The 19,947-nt window shown below is 65.2% G+C and carries 14 protein-coding genes; 8 read left to right on the forward strand and 6 right to left on the reverse strand.

All coding sequences use genetic code 11. The annotated features are described in order from the left end of the window. A partial coding sequence (locus tag G4Z14_RS18165; RefSeq protein ID WP_164628290.1) for a beta strand repeat-containing protein occupies positions 1 to 3,160 on the reverse strand: 3,160 nt, incomplete at its 3' end. 1,066 nt (positions 3,161 to 4,226) lie between these two features. Here G4Z14_RS18165 and G4Z14_RS18170 point away from each other — a divergent pair. Both G4Z14_RS18170 and G4Z14_RS18175 read left to right on the forward strand, forming a co-directional pair. After that, complete coding sequence (locus tag G4Z14_RS18170; protein WP_164628292.1) at positions 4,227 to 5,114, forward strand: LysR family transcriptional regulator; 888 nt, start codon at positions 4,227 to 4,229, stop codon at positions 5,112 to 5,114. Next, on the forward strand, positions 5,105 to 5,992 hold the full coding sequence (locus G4Z14_RS18175; RefSeq protein WP_164628294.1) for a DMT family transporter: 888 nt from the start codon (positions 5,105 to 5,107) through the stop codon (positions 5,990 to 5,992). The genes G4Z14_RS18170 and G4Z14_RS18175 overlap by 10 nt, the downstream gene beginning before the upstream one ends. A 6-nt stretch (positions 5,993 to 5,998) precedes the next feature. On the opposite strand, the gene G4Z14_RS18180 is transcribed toward G4Z14_RS18175, so the two are convergent. Further along, positions 5,999 to 6,997, reverse strand: coding sequence for an isopenicillin N synthase family dioxygenase (locus tag G4Z14_RS18180; RefSeq protein WP_164628296.1), 999 nt, complete (start codon positions 6,995 to 6,997; stop codon positions 5,999 to 6,001). 100 nt (positions 6,998 to 7,097) lie between these two features. Next, positions 7,098 to 8,663, reverse strand: coding sequence for a trimethylamine methyltransferase family protein (locus G4Z14_RS18185; RefSeq protein WP_164628298.1), 1,566 nt, complete (start codon positions 8,661 to 8,663; stop codon positions 7,098 to 7,100). A gap of 90 nt (positions 8,664 to 8,753) precedes the next feature. Here G4Z14_RS18185 and G4Z14_RS18190 point away from each other — a divergent pair, with 90 nt between their 5' ends. Beyond that, entirely contained in the window at positions 8,754 to 9,656 is a 903-nt protein-coding gene (locus G4Z14_RS18190) for a LysR substrate-binding domain-containing protein (protein ID WP_164628300.1), read from the forward strand. Here G4Z14_RS18190 and G4Z14_RS18195 read toward each other — a convergent pair. The 3 genes from G4Z14_RS18195 to G4Z14_RS18205 all read right to left on the reverse strand — a co-directional run bounded on the left by G4Z14_RS18195 (position 9,653) and on the right by G4Z14_RS18205 (position 12,602). Next, on the reverse strand, positions 9,653 to 10,897 hold the full coding sequence (locus tag G4Z14_RS18195; protein WP_164628302.1) for a glycerate kinase type-2 family protein: 1,245 nt from the start codon (positions 10,895 to 10,897) through the stop codon (positions 9,653 to 9,655). The genes G4Z14_RS18190 and G4Z14_RS18195 overlap by 4 nt on opposite strands. Further along, complete coding sequence (locus G4Z14_RS18200; RefSeq protein WP_164628304.1) at positions 10,898 to 11,875, reverse strand: HpcH/HpaI aldolase/citrate lyase family protein; 978 nt, start codon at positions 11,873 to 11,875, stop codon at positions 10,898 to 10,900. Between the two features lie 106 nt (positions 11,876 to 11,981). After that, positions 11,982 to 12,602 (reverse strand): response regulator transcription factor, encoded by a 621-nt coding sequence (locus G4Z14_RS18205; protein ID WP_164628306.1) that lies wholly within the window; start codon positions 12,600 to 12,602, stop codon positions 11,982 to 11,984. A gap of 199 nt (positions 12,603 to 12,801) precedes the next feature. Between G4Z14_RS18205 and G4Z14_RS18210 the strand changes: the two genes are divergently transcribed. From G4Z14_RS18210 to G4Z14_RS18230, 5 genes are read left to right on the forward strand one after another with little or no spacing between them, the layout of a single operon-like run. Beyond that, positions 12,802 to 14,049, forward strand: coding sequence for an alanine--glyoxylate aminotransferase family protein (locus G4Z14_RS18210; RefSeq protein ID WP_164628308.1), 1,248 nt, complete (start codon positions 12,802 to 12,804; stop codon positions 14,047 to 14,049). Beyond that, positions 14,046 to 15,266, forward strand: coding sequence for a malate--CoA ligase subunit beta (locus G4Z14_RS18215; protein ID WP_407703845.1), 1,221 nt, complete (start codon positions 14,046 to 14,048; stop codon positions 15,264 to 15,266). The genes G4Z14_RS18210 and G4Z14_RS18215 overlap by 4 nt, the downstream gene beginning before the upstream one ends. Beyond that, on the forward strand, positions 15,266 to 16,159 hold the full coding sequence (gene sucD / locus G4Z14_RS18220) for a succinate--CoA ligase subunit alpha (protein ID WP_164628312.1): 894 nt from the start codon (positions 15,266 to 15,268) through the stop codon (positions 16,157 to 16,159). Before G4Z14_RS18215 ends, sucD begins: the two co-directional genes overlap by 1 nt. Positions 16,160 to 16,172: 13 nt before the next feature. Next, positions 16,173 to 17,144, forward strand: coding sequence for a 2-hydroxyacid dehydrogenase (locus tag G4Z14_RS18225; RefSeq protein WP_164628314.1), 972 nt, complete (start codon positions 16,173 to 16,175; stop codon positions 17,142 to 17,144). 3 nt (positions 17,145 to 17,147) lie between these two features. Next, positions 17,148 to 19,811, forward strand: a complete 2,664-nt coding sequence (locus G4Z14_RS18230; protein ID WP_164628316.1) for a phosphoenolpyruvate carboxylase — start codon at positions 17,148 to 17,150, stop codon at positions 19,809 to 19,811. The last annotated feature ends 136 nt before the right edge of the window (positions 19,812 to 19,947 follow it).

Below are 19,947 nucleotides of genomic sequence, written 5' to 3' on the forward strand. Positions count from 1 at the left end.
GCGCCGAGAGGCTGGCCTGATCCACCGTCTTCTCGATGGTGAAGGCCGGAGTCTGGCTGATCGTGGTGGTGGCATCGTCGGACTGCGGCTCGGCTTCCGCCGGCTCGAAGCTCGCCGTGTTCACGATCGCCGCGCCGGCGTCGATCATCGCCTGATCGACCGCATGGCTCGCGCTCCAGGTCTCGCTGCCGCCAACCGGGATCGAGATCCCGCTCACCGCCGCACCGCCGAAGTCGACCGGCAGGCTGTCGCTCAGCGCGCCCTCCGTCAGCGTCACGTTGCCGGTGTTGGTCACCGCGATCGTATAGGTCAGCGTGCCGGGTGCCGAGAGCGTGGACTGGTCCACATCCTTGGTGATGCTGAAGGCGGGCGCGCGCACCGGCAGACAGGCCTCGCGGCTGTTGTTGCCGGCGTTGGTCTCGCGCAACAGGGTGCCGTCGGTTTCCGTGGCCGTCGAGCTTGCGCTGTTGATGATGGCAAAGCCCGAGGAGCAGGAACCCGCTGCCGTTCCGTTGCCGGTTCCGTCGATGTCGGCCTGAGTGATCGTGTAGCTGGCCGTGCAGGTTGCCGTTGCGCCCGCCGCAAGGCTGGACACCGAAGTTCCGCCGCCGGGGCAGGTGATCGGGCTGAGGCCGGGCAGGGTGTCGACCGGGGTGAGGTCACTGATCGCCCAAGGGCCGAAGTTGGTGAAGACGAACTCATAGCTCAGGACGGAGCCGACACCCAGCGGGCCGACATAGCCGATTCTCTTGGCCATGTCATAGGTCGGCGCGACATCCTCGTTGACGAAGGTGCAGGTCGCCTTGCCGCCGGCGTTCAGCGTCAGGCTGCCCGCGGCAAAGCTGCTCCCCGAGGCGGTGTCGATGTCGCAGGTGATCGGGGTTGCCGCCGGGGTATAGCCGGCAAGCGTGCTTTCGGTCAGGGCATAGCTGCCGGCGGGCACGGTGATCGCGGTATTCTGTGCCGCTGCTGTGCCGCCATAGGACAGCGTGAAATCGTCGGCGGCCGCAGTGCCGCCATTGTCGTTGACCACCGACTTGACCAGCGTCAGCTCTGCGGTGCTGCGGGTGTTGGTGAAGGTACAGACCACCGGATCGGCGCCGACCGTCACGCTTGACCCGGCAAGCGCGCCGCCGGTGCAGGCGAGGTCGTCAAAGCTGTAATTTGCCGTATTCGGGAAGCCGGCCTTTGCCGCTTCGCTCACCGCGTAGCTGCCGCGCGGCACCACGATTGCCGCAGCGCCCGAGGTCATGTCGCCCGAGGCGGGGCCGGCATAGCTCAGCAGCCAATCGGTCGCCGAAGCCAGGCCGACGGTGGCGGCGCCATGATTGACCGACTTGGCCAGTTGCAGCGAGCCGGTGCTGAGCGTGTTGGTCAGCGTACAGGCCGAGGTGGCGCCATTGGCGATGGAAATCGTCCCGACTGTGACGGTCGAGCCATCAGTGACGCTGGTGGCGCCGGCCGTGACGGCGGCATCGGTGCAGCTCAGCCCGACGGAATAGCCCAGCGCATTGCCGCCAAGGGCTTCGGTCAGGGTGTAGTCGCCCGCCGGGACCACGACATCAAGGCTGCCCGCGCCGGTTCCCGTCACCGAGGCGGCGCTCGCCGCGGTTGCGGCATAGCCGAGCGTCCAGTCGTCTGCGGCCGGAATGGTGCCGGCATAGCCGCCGGCCTCAACGACCTTGGTTACGGTCAGCCGCGCGGTTTGCAGAGTATTGGTGAAGGTACAGATGGCGGCAGCGCCCGCAGTCAGCGTCAGCTGATTGCCCGACAGGGTCGCGCCGGTGCAGGCAAGGCCCGGGGTATAGGACAGATGCGCCGGCACGCCGTCGGGGGTTTCTGCAAGCGTATAGATGCCAACCGGGACGGTGACACTGGTGACGCCGGACGCGCCGCTCTTGCCGGAACCGGCAACGGCGCCACTGTAGGACAGCAGGAAGTTGTCGGTCGTCGCGGCGGTGCCGGTATAGCCGCCATTGTCCACCACCTTGGCAAGGGTCAGCGTCGCGGTGCTGGGCGTGTTCGTCACGGTGCAGGACACATCCGCATCGCCCGTCACCTGCACGGTGCCGAGCGTCACGCGGCCGCCGCCGGTAACTGCGGTCGCCTGGCTGGTGTAGGTGCCGCCGGTGCAGCTGACCGCCACACTGTAGGCCAGGGTGTTGCCGCTCAGCTGTTCGGTGATCGAATAGGTCTTGGCGCGGACTTCCTGCGACAGCGGCGTCGTGGCGGTGTTCGTCGCCGTCACGTCAATCGCCGCGCCGTCGGTGAAGCCCATGGTCCAGGCGTTTGCCGAAGGGATCGTCAGCCCGGCCGGGTTCGACACCGCCTTGGTGATCGAAAGCTGGCTCTTGGCCGCATTGGTCGCCACGCAGTCGATGACCTGATTGTTCGCCAGCGCGCCCCCGTTGATGGTATAGGTCGCCGAACCCGCATTGAAGCTGCCGATCGCACCGGCCGAGGTCGCGCAGGTGATGCCCTCCAGATCCCAGCCGCTGGCCGGAACGGTTTCAGTCAGGGTGATGTTCTTGCTGGCGTCATAGCTGGTGCCGTTGAACAGCGCCCCGTTGATGTAAAGCGTCTGCGACGCCGATTCAAAGGCCCCGGCGCCAACGCTGGTGGTGGCATTGAGCGTGAACGGGTTCAGGTTGACATTGGTCGTGGTGAAGGCAAACGAGCCGGACGCCCCTTGGGCAAGCTTCTTCAGCCGGATCACCGGGCCGAAAGGCACGTCGAAGCTGCCGGCGACCGATTTGCAGGTCTGGTTGGCCGAAACCGTGATGGGCGAGGTCGAGGTATTGGTCACGCCGGGCGCGATTGCATAGCCGATCACCAGCGTTGCCGTCTGCGAGGTCACGGGCTGGCCATTTATGCTGCAGGGCAGGACAAAGCTGGCCGTGCCGGTCGCCGAGGTGCCGCTGTTCTGGATGTCGGAACAGTCGCCCTGACCGTCGAGATTGCCGAAATTGGCGCTGGACGGGGCGTTGAAGCAGTTCGAGGTCAGCACCTGATTGGTTGCCGCGTCGTGCAACCCGAGCCGCAGGTCATAGCGCTTGCCGTTCGATCCCATGGTGAAGGTCGCGCTGCCCGTGACAGTGTAAGTGTCGGAGGGCGAGGTGCAGATATCGGTTACCGTGAGGCCGCTGAGCGTGGCCGACACATCGTTGTTGCTTGTGCAGGACCCCAGACTGAGCGGGTAAGGCGTCGAGATCTGCGCCTGGGCGACCGAGGCAAAGGCGGCAAACGCCAGGGCTGTCAGGATGCTTATCCAGGCCGTTGACCGACCCGTGCGACCACCGTCTCTTGCGCGTTGGGCAAGACGAAGTACCAATTTGCTAAACAATGCCTCAAACTGCATCGCGGTCATCCTTCGCGAGAAGCCAGCCACCCAGAGGGAACGAAATCTCAAAAACAACTACGGCCATGGGCGGCACAATTCTGCCCGATTTTAGTCAAAATTCTGCCCGCTAACCAGCCGCTCGCGCCAAATTCCCGCCACAAACCTCATATTATGGCCTTAATTTTGCCATAGTGCAGTCAGGCGAAACATTCCCACAAAATGTAGTAGGATTAGACACGAAATGGGCGCACGCAGAGCAATCTTTGCGGATGTTTTCATGAAAAGATGCATCTTGCAGTTGCAGATCAGCCCGACACCACGGCACGGTTTTGCCACAATCCACACCCGCCCGGGGTGTTCAACCCACCACTTCCAGCCTCGATTCGAATCGACCTCCGCCCCGGAGCCAAGGTTAAGAACGGGGCGTAGCGTCTTGGTTTCGAATAGGCATTGCTGTATCGACTTTGAGAACAATCCCCGCCAGAAGTGCAGATCACGCCCGAAGCCGGAAGTTGTTCAGGCCCGGCCCGGCGCGACGCTCATTCCACCCGGGTTCCGCCTGAATCCCGTCGGCCGGCTCTCGCCGAACCGCAGGTCGCTGCAGCCGGGCATCCAGATATTGCGGCGGTGGATAAATCGGAAAAACCGGCTTCTGGCGGCAAAAGGGGCGCTGCGGATTTGCGCCGGGCCGCGGCCGGTTTTCAACCATTCCACGTCGATCAAAACGCACCGATCCGCCCGCATAAAATACCGGGACCGCCCTTGATTTGAAGCGGGCAACCAAGAAGCGAGGACCGCGCGATTGCACAGAAGCCGGTTTCCCTCTTGCATCCCGGCCCGCAACCGGGTTCCCCTTGTGCAACTGCGCACAGGAAAGCCGGGACTCATGGAAAACTGGGACGAAATCCGCACTGCCTTTCAGGTTGCCCGCCTCGGCACCGTTTCGGGCGCCGCCGATGTGCTGGGCGTGCATCACGCCACGGTCATCCGCCACATCGACGCGCTGGAAAAGCGGCTTGGTTCCAAGCTGTTCCAGCGCCACGCCCGGGGCTATACCCCGACCGAAGCCGGGCGCGACCTGCTCTCGGTCGCGCAGACCACCGAGGAGCAGTTCGGGCAGCTGGCCTCACGCATCAAGGGTCAGGGCGAGACGGTGACGGGGGAACTTGTGGTCACCGCGATCACCGGCATCGCCGATCTGATGACCCCGGTCTTCGCGGCCTACATGGCCGACTATCCCACGGTGAAGATCCGCTTCCTGACCGACATGCGGGTGTTCCGGCTGGATTACGGCGAGGCTCATGTCGCCATCCGCGCCGGGGGGGCGCCGCAGGAACCGGACAATGTGGTGCAGCCGCTGATGACCATGAAGAATGGTCTTTATGCCGCCCGCAGCTACGTCGAGAAATACGGGGCGCCGACCTCGGAGGCGGAACTGGCGCAGCACCGTTTCATCGGCCCGGAAAGCCCCGAAAGCCGCGCGCCGTTCTACCGCTGGCTGCGCGACAAGGTTCCGGCCGAGGCGATCTCTTTCTGCATCACCGAACCCGCCGCCAATCTGGAGGCGCTGAAAGCCGGTCTGGGCCTTGGCTTTTGCAACACCCATTACGCCAAGGAAAACCCCGATCTGGTCGAAATCATGCCCGCCCGCCCGGAGTGGTCGGCGCCCTTGTGGATTGTCACCCATGTCGACCTGCACCGCACCCTGAAGGTGCAAAGCTTCCTTGCCCATCTGAAGCGGGCCGCGGCGGAGTGGGTCGTGACATGCAGCTAGGCCCGGCGCGGGCAGGCCATCTTGCCATGCTGGCCTTTTCGGCGCTGGTCGCCGGATCGTTCAGCCTTGGCGCCATGGCCGCCCCTTACGTCTCGCCCGCGGCGCTGACCGTGCTGCGCTTTGCGCTGGCCGGTTCGCTGGTGGGGGCGGCGGCGCTGGCGACCACGGGGATTCCGCGCTCCACCTGGGTCGCGCCCTGGCGCTATCTGGTGCTGGGGTCCATGCTGGCCGCATATTTCGTCTTGATGTTCAAAGGCTTGCAGACAGCCGAGGCCATCTCGACCGCCGCTGTCTTTACCCTCACCCCGATCATGGCGGCGGGGTTTGGCTGGCTGCTTCTGCGCCAGATCACCACCCGGCGCATGGCCCTTGCGCTGGTCGTCGGGGCGGCGGGCGCGCTTTGGGTGATCTTCCGCGCCGATCTGGCGGCACTCATGAAATTCCAGATCGGCAGCGGCGAGATCATCTATTTCTGGGGCTGCGTGGCGCATGCCATCTATGCCCCCATGGTGCGCAAGCTGAACCGGGGCGAGCCCGCGTTGGTATTCACTTTCGGCATGATGGTCGCGGGCTTTGCGCTGCTGGTCCTGTGGGGTTGGCGCGACGTGGTGGAAACCGACTGGGCGAACCTGCCCGGCATCGTCTGGATCTGCCTGATCTATGTCTCGGTTGCGGCCAGTTCGATGACCTTCGTCCTGCTGCAATACGCCACACTGCGGCTGCCTTCGGCCAAGGTCATGGCCTATACCTACCTTGTGCCCTCCTGGGTGATCCTGTGGGAAATCGCCCTGGGGCGCACCCCGCCGCCCGCGATGGTTCTGGGCGGCGTGGCGCTGACGGTGCTGGCGCTTCTCCTGCTGTTGCGGGACGAGGGCTGAACGGCCTTACGCCGGCTCTTTCAGATGGGCGTAGCTTGCCTTGAAGCGGCCGAACTTGTGCGCGCCGCAGGTGACGGGCTGGTATTTCTGCGGGTTGCTTTCCGACACGCAGGAGGGCAAGGGCGCGATCACGGCGTCGAAATCGGCGTCGATGAAGAACGGGATCGAATAGCGCTCGCGTCCCGAGGTGTTGATCACCCGGTGCATGTTGGCCAGATAGACGTCGTTCGTCAGTTTCTGGATCAGGTCGCCGATGTTGATGACAAAGGCGCCGCGGATGGGCGTGCCCTCGATCCAGTCGCCGTCGCGGTTCATCACCTGCAGGCCGCCCACGTCATCCTGCGCCAGAATCGTCAGGTTGCCATAGTCGGTATGGGCGCCGATACCGATGATATCCTCGCCGACATGGCCGCTCTGCGATGGGTAGTGCAACATACGCTGGATGCTGATCGGATTCTTCATCAGCGCCTCGAAGAAGGTCTCGGGCAGATCCAGGCTGAGTGCGATACCTTTCAGGAGCTTCTTCGAAAGATCGACCATCCGCGTGTGATAGCCATAGGCGAGTTCACGGAATTCGGGCAGGCTCGCGGGCCAGGGATTGGGGCCGAAGAACGGCCCTTCCACCATTGCGCGCTCCGGACCGAGGTCGATGATCTCCTTCAGATCCTTCGTCTTGGTCGGATCAACGTTCTCGCCGAAGGGCTCGATATAGCCGCGCAGCGCCACTCCGGATTTCGAGACATGCAGCGCCATCTTCTCTTCCATCGGTAGATCGAAGAACCGGCGGGTCACGTCGAACACGGAATCGACGAAGTCCTGCTCGATGCCGTGGTTCTTCACATACATGAAGCCCGTGTTCGACAGCGCCCAGCGGATCTGCCTGGCAACGCCCAGCTTGTCGCTGCCGTCCAGCAACGGCGCCACGTCGACAACCGGAATGCGGTCAAAGCTTTCGCGGCGCGCGCGCAAGCGGTCGTCCAGTCTTGCGACCAGATCCTGAGTCATGAGCTTATCCTCTCTGATTTGCTCGGAGTTTTTGGGTGCAAAGGGCCGTTCCCCGACAAGACTGCCGGGGGCCTGGGCCGGGAAATTCTATGGGGTCAGGTCAGTACCACATGTCCTGAACCGCGCCCTTGCGGCGGGCCATGAAATCTTGCAGCGCCTGGTCGATGCCGGCGTCCAGCGCCGGGGCCTCGAATTCGGCGAGGGTCTTTTTCCAGCGGGCGTTGGCGCGTTTCGCGGAATCGATGCCGCCCTGTTCGTCCCAGGTCTCCCAAGGCTGGTTGTCGTCCATTTGCGAGTCCCAATAGGCGGTCTCGTAATGGCGCAGCGTGTGCTGGGTCGAGAACAGGTGCTGGCCCGGCCCAAGCTCGTTCAGGGCTTCAAAGGCCAGGGCGTCATCATCCATCGCCATGCCATCGAGATAGGCATGCAGCGCGCCGCACATGTCGGTGTCCATGACGTGCTTTTCATAGGACATCGACAACAGCCCGTCGAGGAAACCGGCCGAGTGCAGCACATAGTTCGCGCCGCCCTGCACTGCCGACATCATCGACATCATGCTTTGCTGCATCGCCTGCCCGTCGGGCAGTTTCGAGGTGCTGAAATTGCCGGCGCAGCGCAGCGGCATGTTCAGCCGGCGCGCAAGCTGGCCCATCGCCAGCGACGCAATGGCCGGTTCCGGTGTGCCAAAGGTCGGCGAGCCGGTCTTGAGGCTCATCGACGAGAAGAACGAGGCCAGAATCGTCGGCGCGCCCGGACGGGTCAGCTGGGCCAGCGCACAGGACGACATCGATTCTGCCAGCCCCTGCGCCACCATCCCGGCAATCGTCAGCGGCGCCACCGCGCCGCCCAGAAGGAACGGCAGGTGGATCGAACCCTGATTGGCGGCCGCATAGGTGCGGATGCCAGCCGCCGTGACGCCATCCAGCACCAGCGGAGAGGTGGTGTTGAAGTTGCCCATCACCACGCAATTCTGGTCAACGAATTCGGCGCCAAACAGGATGCGCGACATCTCGATCGAATCCGCCGCCCGCTCCGGCGCGGTGATCGAGCCGAGATAGGCCCGGTCGGAATAGCGGATATGGGCGTAGACCATGTCCATGTGACGCTTGTTCACCGGCACGTCAGTCGGCTCGCACACCGTGCCGCCCGAATGGTGCAGCCAGGGCGAGGCCTGCGACAGCTTCACGAAGTTCTGGAAATCCTCAATGGTGCCATAGCGCCGGCCGCGGTCCAGATCCATCACGAAGGGGCTGCCGTAGGACGGGGCAAAGACCACGTTCTTGCCGCCGATCCGCACGCTGTTGGCGGGGTTGCGGGCGTGCTGGGTGAATTCGGCCGGCGCGGTTTTCAGAATCTCGCGCACCATGCCGGGCTCGAACTTCACCCGCCAGATGCCGGCAGTCTGCTCGGTCACGTCGGCCCCTGCGGCCTTGTAAAGCCGCATTGCCTCGTGGTCTTCGCGCAGTTCGATGCCAATCTCGGCCAGAATGCGGTCGGCGGTCTGCTCGATGCGGATCAGGTTTTCTTCCGACAGGATGTCATAGGTCGGGATACCGCGCACGATATAGGGCCGATGCACCGCCGCGCCCTTTGACCGCTCTTCGCGCCGCTGGTTGCGCCCGCCGCGCACGCGCTTTTCCGGGTTCATTGCGTCGCCGTCTGCCATGGTGATCCCCTTTTCGACTGCGGCAAAAATACGCCCTGCCCTTCCCCCTGTAACGCTGGAAAAATTTCATTGATTTGATAAGCTGCGATTATGGATACCCTGCGCACGCTTCTGCCTTCGCTTGGCAGCCTTGTCGTCTTTGAGGCGGCCGGGCGGCTTTCCAGTTTTTCCGGCGCCGGGCGCGAGCTGCGGATGAGCCAGGCCGCCGTCTCCTATGCCATCGCCCGGCTGGAAGATCAGATCGGAACCGCGCTTTTCCTGCGCGAATACCGCCGGGTGCGGCTGACCGAAGCCGGACAGCGGTTTCACGCCGACGTGACCATTGGCCTCTCGCATATCCAGCGCTCGGCGCAAAGCCTGCGGGCGGTGGCGACGGGCAGCCATGTGACGCTGGCCTGCTCCACCGCCTTTGCCGCCTATTGGATGGTGCCCCGGATGGAGGAATTCCGCGCGGCGCTGCCGGATGTCGACCTGCGCATCCAGACCTCCGACCGCGATCTGGACTTGGTGGGCGAGGGCATCCCTCTGGGCGTGCGCGGCGGCTATCCGGGCGACTGGCCAAGCTATGACAGCGCAGTTCTGGCCGCCGAGGAAATCTACCCGGTGTGCAGCGCGGGCTATCTGACGCGGCACGCAGCCCCGTCGAAGCCGGCCGATCTGCTCGGCCATCAGCTGATCCATCTGGAAGAGCCGTTCCGGTCGGCCACCACCTGGGCCGACTGGTTCGCCGCCGCCGGCATTCCGCGCCGTCAGGTGCCCAAGGGGTTGTCCATCAACGATTATGTGCTGGTCGTGCAAGCGGTGATCGAAGGGCAAGGCGTGGCGCTTGGCTGGCATCACCTGATCGGCGGGCTGGTGGACAAGGGGGTTCTGGTGCGCCTCAGCGACCAGCGCCTGATCACGGGCAAGGATTTCCACGTCATCTGGTCGCGCGAGGTGCGCCTGCCGGCCGAGGCCGCCCGGGTGCGCGACTGGCTTCTGGCGCAGCGCTAGGCGGTTTTCGGCCCCAGCAACAGGATCTGCACATCGGCAACGTTGGTGCCCGTGGCCCCGGTGACCAGAAGATCCCCTGCCAGAGCAAGCGCCCGGTTGCTGTCATTGTCGGCCAGAAGCGCCACAGGATCGCCGCCCGCCGCCACGATGCGGCCGGCTGTTCCGGCGTCGACAAGGCCGCCCGCCGCCTCGGTCGGGCCGTCGCGGCCATCGGTGCCGCCGGAAAGAAACACCCAGGGCCGGCCCAGGTCGGGCATGGTCAAGGCCACCCGCAGGGCAAGCTCCTGATTGCGCCCGCCAAGGCCCGTGCCGCGCAGGATCACCGTCGTCTCGCCGCCAAAGACCAGCGTGTCGCCCTGCCCGGCCTCTGCCGCCGCGATGACCTGCGCGGCGGCGTCGGCCACGTCGCCGGTCAAGGCATCCGACGCGATCCGCGCCCCAGCCCCTGCCGCTGCCACCACCGCCTCAAGGCTCTTGCGGTTCGAACCGATCAACAGGTTCGTTGCGGCCACCGCAGAGGTTGCGGTCTCCGACCTGCTCAGCGCCGCGCGCACGCTTTCAGGAAGTCGGGGCCAAAGATCAAGCGTTTCCAGAAGGTTGCGCGCGTCTTGCCGGCTTCCGACCGGCGCCACCGTCAGCCCCGAAGCAATGACCCGCAGATCGTCGCCGATCACATCCGACAGGATATAGGCCGTAACGGGCGCAGGCTGGGCCGCCCGCAAGAGCCCGCCGCCCTTCAGCCGCGAAAGCCCCTGCCGCACGAGATTCAGCTGCGCGATGTCGACGCCCGCGCCCAGCAGAAGGCGGCTCACCTCGGCCTTTTCGGCCAAGGTCACGCCGGTCACAGGTGCCGGCAAAAGGGCGGAGCCGCCGCCCGAAATCAGCGCGACCACCCGGTCGGCGGCGCGGGCGTTCAGCAGCAGTGCCTCCACCGCTATCGCCGCCTTTTCGCCGTTTTCATCCGGCACCGGATGGCCCGCGGCATGGACCACGGCCCCCGCCACCGGACGCGCATTCTCGTAATTGGTCACGACAAGCGCCTCGAAAGGCGCGTGAAGTTGCGGCAGAAGTGCCTCGGCCATGGGCACCGCAGCCTTGCCGATCGCAACGATCCGCAGCCGGCCGCCGGGGCCGGGCACCGGCAGGGGATGGTCTTGCAGCGCGCGCGACAGGGCAATGCCAGGGTCGGCCGCCTCGCAGGCGACCTTGAACAGTTCCTTCGCCCTGTCGCGCAAACTCATTCACGCCCCCGAGATCTGCCGGGCCTTCTGGACCAGCACTTCGGCCTGCCGGATCGAGGCATAGTCGATCAGCCGGCCATCGAGCGACACCGCGCCCTTGCCCTCGGCCGCAGCCTGCTCCATCGCCTTCAGAATCCGTTGGGCGCGGGTGACTTCGGCCTCGGACGGGCTCATCACCTCATTGGCCAGCGCAACCTGACTGGGGTGAATCGCCCATTTGCCCTCGCAGCCCAGCACGGCGGCGCGCTTGGCCGCCGCGCGATAGCCGTCGGGATCGGAGAAATCGCCGAACGGCCCGTCCACCGGGCGCAGGCCATTGGCACGCGCCGCGACCACCATGCGGGCCAGCGCATAGTGCCACATGTCGCCCCAATGCACCTGACGGCTGCCATCTTCCAGCTTGTCGGTCAACACCGAGTAATCCGGGTTCACGCCGCCGATGATCGTGGTGCGCGCGCGGGTCGAGGCGGCATAGTCGGCCACGCCGAAATGCAGGCTCTCGTTGCGCTTCGATGCCCCGGCGATTTCGGTGACGTTCTGCATCCCCAGCGCAGTCTCGATGATGTGCTCGAACCCGATTCGTTTCTTGTAGCCCCTGGCGTCCTCGATCTGGGTCACCATCATGTCGACGGCATAGACATCGGCCGCCGTGCCGACCTTCGGGATCATGATCAGATCCAGCCGTTCGCCGGCCTGTTCCACCACGTCGACCACGTCGCGGTACATGTAATGCGTGTCGAGACCGTTGATTCGGACCGACATGGTTTTCTTGCCCCAGTCCATCTCGTTCAGGGCCTTGATGATGTTCTTGCGGGCCTGCGCCTTGTCGTCCGGGGCGACTGCATCCTCCAGATCGAGGAAGATCACATCCGCGTCGGATTGTGCGGCCTTTTCAAACATTTGCGGCGCGCTACCGGGGACTGCCAATTCACTGCGGTTCAGCCGCGCCGGGGCTTGGGTGATGACGTGGAAGCTCATGCTTTGGGCCTTTCCTGTTGCCAAAATTTCGGTCAGAAGGCGGCGGAAAAATGTATACTGTCAAGAAAAATAATTTCCCAACAGTATACATTTGCATGCAATCTGCCTAGCGCGACTTGAAGTAATAGGCAATCGCCTGTGTGCGGCTGGCGACCCCGAGTTTGTCGAAAAGGTTCGACAGATGGTACTTCACGGTGTTCGTCGAAATGTCGAATTCGCGCGCCAGATCCTTGTTGGTCAGCCCGTTTGCCAGCGCTTCCAGCAGCGCCTTTTCCCGGCGCGTCAGCTGGTGGATCGGGTCGGTCTGCAGGCCCCGGACATCGACGAACGGGAACACCATCTTGCCCGCCGCAACCTCGACGCAGGTCTCCAGCAGCCGGTCGACGGGGGACTTGCGATCGACGAATCCCGCCGCCCCCGCCGCCATCGCCTTGAGCGTGACCGCCCCGGTCGGGTCTTCGGCATAGATCACCAGCCGCGGCGCCCCCTCCTGATCGCGCAGCACTTCGGTCAGTTTCTGGCCGCCAAGCTGCGGGATCTGCCAGTCGATCACCCCGACCTTCACCGGGACGCGCATGACCGCCCCCAGAAAGCCCTCGGCGGTTGATGATGTGGCGACAACCGAGAATCTGCGATCCTTTTCAAAGACTTCGGACAGGGCTTGCAACACCAGCGGGTTGCCTTCGGCAAGCGCGAGGTCGATGCGGTCGGGGGCGGCGGGCTGCATGGTTTCTCCTGCGTGAACTGGGGGAATTGTCAAAAACCTACCCATATGGGCTGGGTAACAAACGGTATACACCCGCATACTTACCAAAATGGGTAGGTTTTATCCCACCAAAAAGAACTTCCAAAAGCAGGAGTAAGGAATGTTGCGGGCAAAGTCAAAGGCGCGTTTCCTGATTGCACGAGCCGAGGGAGGAAAGCCCGTGACCCAAACTGCGATTCCGTCAGCCCTGACGATTCCCGAAACCCTTGCCGCCGGGCCGGGGCCGGGCAACACCGATGCCCGCGTGCTGGCGGCTTTTGCCAATGCAGGGCTCGCGGACCACATGCAGGCAGACGTCCTGCGCGGCATGATCGAATGCAAGCTGATGCTGCGCGAGATCTGGGGGACGAAGAACGTCCACACCTTCGGCGTCGCCGGCACCGGCTGGAGCGGCCTGGACTGCCTGTTCTCGGCCATCGGCCCGGGCGACAAGGTGGTGGCCTTCGTCAACGGCACCTTCAGCGGCATTGATGCCCTGACTGTGCGGATGAAAGCCGCCAGCCGCGAAAACCTGGCCGCCAATTCGCTGGACCCGAAACCCGCCAATGTCACCGTCATCACCGTGCCGCACGGCCAGTCGGTCTTGGGCGAGGTGGTCGAGGCGGCGCTGGCCGCCCACAAGCCGACCTGGGCTGTCATGGCGCATTGGGAAACCGGCTCAGGCCGGATCAACGACCTGCGCGGCTTTTCGGATGCCTGCGAACGCCATGGCGTGATGGGCCTTGTGGATGCGGTGTCCTCTCTGGGCATCGAGGATTTCGCGATCGACGATTTCCCCGGCGTGGCGGGTTGGGCTTCGTGCCCGCAAAAGGGCGTGCTCTGCCTGCCGCTGACCTACGCGCCGGTCAGCTTCACCGATCGCTATATCGCCCATCTGAAGGCCAATGGCGCGTCGACCTATGTGCATCACCCGATCCTTGAAGCCCGGCACTGGGCGATCATCGATGGCAAGGATGCGGCGGCGGGCACCTATCACCGCACCCATTCCGGCTATGCCGTCGCCGCCTTCCACGAGGCGCTGCGCATCAACCTGCAACACGGCAAGGCGCAGAAGGCCCGCGACTATGCCTTCCATGAGGCCGCGCTGCGCGCCGCGGTCATCGCGCTTGGCTGCGATGTCACCTCGAACATGACGAGCCTTGTGGTGCTGAATCTGCCGTCCGCGCTGGCGGGCCGCGAAAAGGAGCTGGTGCAGGCCTGCCGCGCCACCGGGTTTGGCATCTGGCCGACGCTGTCGGAGCCGGTTCAGGTCCGCATCGGCATCCTGAACCAGTTGAGCGAGGCCGCCATCACCGACATCGTGACGCGCTTTGCCGCCGCGATGAACGCGATGGGCGGCAAGGTGGACGCAAGCGCGGCACTGGCGGCGCTCGGCCGCCACTACGGCCGCGACATGGCTGCGGAATAACGGCGAAAACGGAGGCAAAGATGGACATTCACGAATATCAGGCCAAGGAAATCCTCTCGCGCTTCGGCGTGACCGTACCGCCGGGCGGGCTGGCCTACAGCCCCGAACAGGCCGCCTACCGGGCGCGGGAACTCGGCGGCAGCCGCTGGATCGTCAAGGCGCAGGTGCATGCCGGCGGTCGTGGCAAGGCGGGGGGCGTCAAGCTCTGTTCCTCGGAAAACGAAATCCATGAGGCGACGAACGCGATGTTCGGCCGCAAGCTGGTGACGCATCAGACCGGCGCCGAAGGCAAGGGCATCTACCGCGTCTATGTCGAAGGCGCCGTCGAGTTCAACCGCGAGATCTATCTCGGCTTCGTGCTGGACCGCTCGTCGCAGCGGGTGATGATCGTGGCCTCGTCGGAAGGCGGCATGGAGATCGAGGAAATCTCGGCCAAGAAGCCCGAGTCGATCGTCCGCTCCACGGTGGAACCGGCGGTTGGCCTGCAGGAGTTCCAGGCCCGCGAGATCGCCTATGCGCTGAAGATCCCGGCCAGCCTGACGCAGCAGATGGTGCGTACTCTGCAGGGCTGCTACCGCGCCTTCCGCGAGCTGGATGCGACCATGGTGGAAATCAACCCGCTGGTCATCACCGCCGACAACCGCATTCTGGCGCTGGACGCCAAGATGACCTTTGACGGCAACGCGCTGTTCCGCCATCCGCAGATTTCCGAACTGCGCGACAAATCGCAGGAGGACCCGCGCGAAGCGAATGCCGCGGACCGGGGTCTCGCCTATATCGGGCTTTCCGGCAACATCGGCTGCATCGTCAACGGCGCCGGTCTGGCCATGGCGACGATGGACACGATCAAGCTGGCAGGCGGCGAGCCGGCGAACTTCCTCGACATCGGTGGCGGCGCCACGCCCGAGCGGGTGGCCAAGGCCTTCCGGCTGGTGATGTCGGACAGCAATGTGCAGGCGATCCTTGTCAACATCTTCGCCGGCATCAACCGCTGCGACTGGGTCGCCGAGGGCGTGGTGCAGGCGCTGACGGCGAACCCGGTCGACGTGCCGGTGATCGTCCGCCTGTCGGGCACCAATGTCGAAGAGGGTCAGAAGATCCTTGCCAAATCCGGCCTGCCGATCATCCGTGCCAATTCGCTGATGGAAGCCGCCGAGCGGGCCGTCATGGCCTGGAAGAACGACCGCAAGCAAAACACCAAGGTGAGGGCCGTCTGATGAGCATTTTCCTCGATCGTTCCAGCCGTATCGTCGTGCAGGGCATCACCGGCCGCATGGCGCAGTTCCACACCAAGGAAATGCTGGATTACGGCAGCAATGTCGTGGCCGGCGTAGTGCCGGGCAAGGGCGGCGAAACCGTCTTCGGCATCCCGGTGTTTGACACGGTGAAACAGGCGGTGGAAGCCACCGGCGCGGACACGAGCCTTGTCTTCGTGCCGCCGCCCTTTGCCGCCGACAGCATCATGGAAGCGGCCGATGGCGGCATCCGCTATTGCGTCTGCATCACCGACGGCATCCCGGCGCAGGACATGATCCGCGTCAAGCGCTACATGATGCGCTATCCGCGTGAACGCCGCATGGTGCTGACCGGCCCGAACTGCGCCGGCACCATCAGCCCCGGCAAGGCGCTTCTGGGCATCATGCCCGGCCATATCTACCTGCCCGGGAATGTCGGCATCGTCAGCCGCTCGGGCACGCTGGGGTATGAGGCCGCCCAGCAGCTGAAGGATCGTGGCATCGGGGTGTCCACGAGCGTGGGCATCGGCGGCGACCCGATCAACGGGTCAAGCTTCCGCGACATCCTCGAACGCTTCGAGGCGGATCCCGACACGCATATCATCTGCATGATCGGCGAGATCGGTGGTCCGCAAGAGGCCGAGGCCGCCGCCTATATCCAGGACCACATGACCAAGCCGGTCATCGCCTATATCGCAGGTCTGACCGCCCCCAAAGGCCGCACCATGGGCCATGCGGGCGCGATCATCTCGGCCTTTGGCGAAAGCGCCTCGGAAAAGGTGGAAATCCTGACCGCCGCGGGCGTGACCGTGGCCGAGAACCCCTCGGTCATCGGCGAAACCGTGGCGCGGGTCCTGAACAAGCGCGCAGCCTGAAAGGAGACCTTCGATGGCAAAGCCCAAGGTTCTTGTGACGCGGCGTTGGCCGCAGGCGGTTGAGGCGAAGATGGCCGAGGTCTTTGACCTTGACCTGAACCGCGCCGACAAACCGCTGACTGTGACCGAGCTGAAGGCGGCGTTGGGCCAATATGACGCCGTCCTGCCAACCGTGACGGACCGCCTTCCTGCGGCGGTGTTCGATCGGGCCGGTTCACGCACAAGAATCCTCGCCAATTATGGCGTGGGCTTCGCCCATATCGACACCGAGGCCGCCAAGGCGGCCTCGATCACGGTGACGAATACCCCGGACGTGCTGTCGGAATGCACCGCCGACATTGCCATGACCCTGATGCTCATGGTCGCCCGCCGCGCCAGCGAAGGCGAGCGCGAGTTGCGCGAAGGCCGCTGGACCGGCTGGCGCCCGACCCATCTGATCGGCACCAAGGTTTCCGGTGCGACGCTGGGCATCATCGGTTTTGGCCGCATCGGGCAAGCGATGGCGCAAAGGGCGCATTTCGGCTTTGGCATGAAGATCTTGGTGCAGAACCGCTCTGCGGTGCCGGCCGAGGTTCTGGCGCGCTACAACGCCGTGCAGGTGCCGACCATTGAAGACCTGCTGCCGGAATGCGATTTCGTCTCGCTGCACTGTCCCGGTGGCGCGGCCAACCGCCACCTCATCAACAGCCACCGGCTGGACCTGATGCGGCCCGGGGCTTTCCTTATCAACACCGCGCGCGGTGAGGTGGTCGACGAACACGCGCTGGCCCAGGCACTGTGGTTCGGCACCATTGGCGGCGCGGGGCTGGATGTGTTCGAGCGCGAACCGCAGGTGCCAGAGGCGCTGCTCGGCGCCGACAATCTGGTGCTGCTGCCGCATCTGGGCTCTGCCACCCGCGAAACCCGCGAGGCGATGGGCTTTCGCGTGCTGGACAACCTGACCGACTTCTTCGACGGGCGACAGCCCCGCGACCGGGTGGCCTGAACCATGGGACAGGCAGCGAAACCCCTTGGCGAAGCGGCCCCCGATCCCGACGACTATGCCGCCAGCCTGACCGATGACCTGCGCCGTCTGTGGTGCCGTGTCATTGCCCGCCGCGCGCCGCAGGTGCTGGCGCTGGTGCAAGACCCCTCTGCCCCGCTGCCGGGGCAGGCCGCGACGGTGCCCTGCCTGCAGGCGATCAACATCTGGTTTCACCTGACCCGCATCATCGACGAAAACGCCGCCATGCGCGCGCGCCGGATGACCGAGGCCGCGCAGGGACCCGAGGCCGTCGAGGGCAGCTTTGCCAAGACCCTGGCCGAGCTTGACCCGAAAATGACCGTGGCCGAGTTCTCCGATCTCACCCGCCAGCTTTCGGTCGGCCCCACCATCACCGCCCACCCGACCGAAGCCAAGCGCGTCACCGTGCTGGAGATTCACCGCCGCATCTACCGCCACCTCGTGGCGCTCGAGGCGCAGCGCTGGACGCCGCGCGAACGCGACGACATCCTGCAGGACATCGAATCCGAGATCGACCTGCTGTGGATGACCGGCGAACTCAGACTGGAACGCCCCAGCCTGCGCGACGAAATCGAATGGGGCCTGCAGTTCTTCCGCGACGCCATCTATGACGCGGTGCCGCAGCTGTTCGAGCGCTTCATCACCGCCGGGCGCGACCGTTTTGGCGAAGGTCTGGCAATCACGCCCTGCCTGCGCTTCCATTCCTGGATCGGTGGCGACCGCGACGGCAACCCGAACGTGACCGCCGCGGTTACCCGCGACGCGCTGGACCGCGCGCGACATGCGATCCTTGACCGCTATATCGACGACCTGAAAACCGCCGCTGCCCGGCTCTCGATCACCTCGCGCATCGTGGCCCTGCCGGCCGGGGTCGAGGCCGCGATCCGCGCCATCGTCGCCGCCAGTCCCGACGCCGAGCGTCTGGCCAACCGCAACCCCGGCGAGGTGTTCCGGCAAGGCCTGACCGCGGTCGCCTCGCGTCTTGCCGCGATGCGCGACGGGACCGGGCCGGGATATGCCTCGGTCAACCATTTCATCGCCGATCTGACCACGCTGGAAGAGGCGCTTTGTGCCATCGGTGCGGAAAGGCTTGCGGCACGCTACCTGTCGCCGCTGCGCTGGCAGGCGGAAACCTTCGGCTTCCGCACGGCGACGCTGGACATCCGGCAGAACTCCACCGTCATCACCGCCGTTCTGGCGGAAATCTGGAGCCTGTCCGGCCCGGCGCCCGAGCCCGGCAGCGCCGACTGGTCGCGCCGCCTGCGCGACGAGCTGGGCCGCCCCGACCTGACCCATGCCAGCCGCAGCCGGCTCAGCCCGGACGCCTGCGAGCTTCTCGACCTTCTGGCGCTGATGTACCGCGCCCGCATGTCGGACGACCCCGAGGCCATCGGCCCCTTCATCCTGTCGATGACCCGCTCGGCCGATGATCTGCTGGCCGTCTTCCTGCTTGCCCGCCATGCCGGCTTTGGCGCGGAAAAGCTGGACCTGCGGGTGGTGCCGCTCTTTGAAACCATCGACGACCTGCGGCGCGCGCCCGCAGTCTTTGACGCGCTCCTGCAGGTGCCGCTGGCCCAGCGCAGCCTGCGCACCCGCGACGCCACCGTCGAGGTGATGCTGGGCTATTCCGACAGCAACAAGGACGGCGGCTTTCTCTGCTCGACCTACGAGCTGGACCGCGCCCAGCGCCGCCTGACCGAAAGCCTTGCCCGCCACCGCCTGCGCCCGGTGTTCTTCCACGGCCGCGGCGGCTCGGTCAGCCGGGGCGGCGCCCCCACCGGCCGCGCCATTGCCGCCCAGCCCCCCGGCACTGTGCAGGGCCGCCTGCGCCTGACCGAACAGGGCGAGGTGGTGTCGTCGAAATACGCCAACCGCGGCACGGCGCAAGCACAGCTGGAGCTTCTCGCCTCCTCGGTGCTGGGCCATCTGCCGGTCAAGGTCCAGCCCCTCGCCGATCCCGAGCACAGCGCCGCGCTCGAAGCCCTCGCCGGGCTGTCGCAGACCGCCTATTGCGCGCTGATGGCCGAACCCGGCTTCATCGACTATTTCCAGCAGGCCAGCCCGGTCGAGGAACTGGCGATGCTGAAAATCGGCTCCCGGCCGGCCCGGCGCTTTGGCGCCCGGTCGCTGGCGGACCTGCGGGCGATTCCCTGGGTCTTCGCCTGGTCGCAGAACCGCCACATGATCACCGGCTGGTATGGTTTTGGCAGTGCCTTCCGCGCCTTCCGCCAGGTGCGCGGCGCCGAGGCAGACCGCATCCTTGCCGAGATGTTCCACCGCCACCGGCTGTTCCGCCTGATGGTGGACGAGGTGGAAAAGTCTCTGATGCTGACCGACCTGACCCTTGCCGCCGAATATGCCGGTCTGGTGGAGGATCAGGAGTTGCGCCAGCGGATCTTCGACAAGGTGCAACAGGAACATGCCGCTTCGCTGCAGGCACTGCGCGACCTGACCGGCGCCCCCCTGCCCGGCACGCGCTTTCCCAACATGCGCGAGCGCTTCAACACGCTGCGCCCGCAGCTTGACCGCATCAACCGCTTGCAGGTGGCACTGCTGCGCAGGGCCCGGACCGAACCGGCATCCGGCACCACTGTACCCCTGATGCAATCGATGAACTGCATAGCCGCCGGTCTGGGATGGACCGGCTGAACAAAGGAACCGCCCATGCCCGTCACCCCCGGATTTTTCACCGACAGCCTTTCTGCGCGCGATCCCGAGATTTTCGGGGCAGTGACGTCGGAGCTTGGTCGTCAGCGTCACGAGATCGAGCTGATTGCCTCGGAGA

Source organism: Tabrizicola oligotrophica (assembly GCF_011008935.1).
In the GTDB taxonomy this organism is placed as follows: domain Bacteria; phylum Pseudomonadota; class Alphaproteobacteria; order Rhodobacterales; family Rhodobacteraceae; genus Tabrizicola_A; species Tabrizicola_A oligotrophica.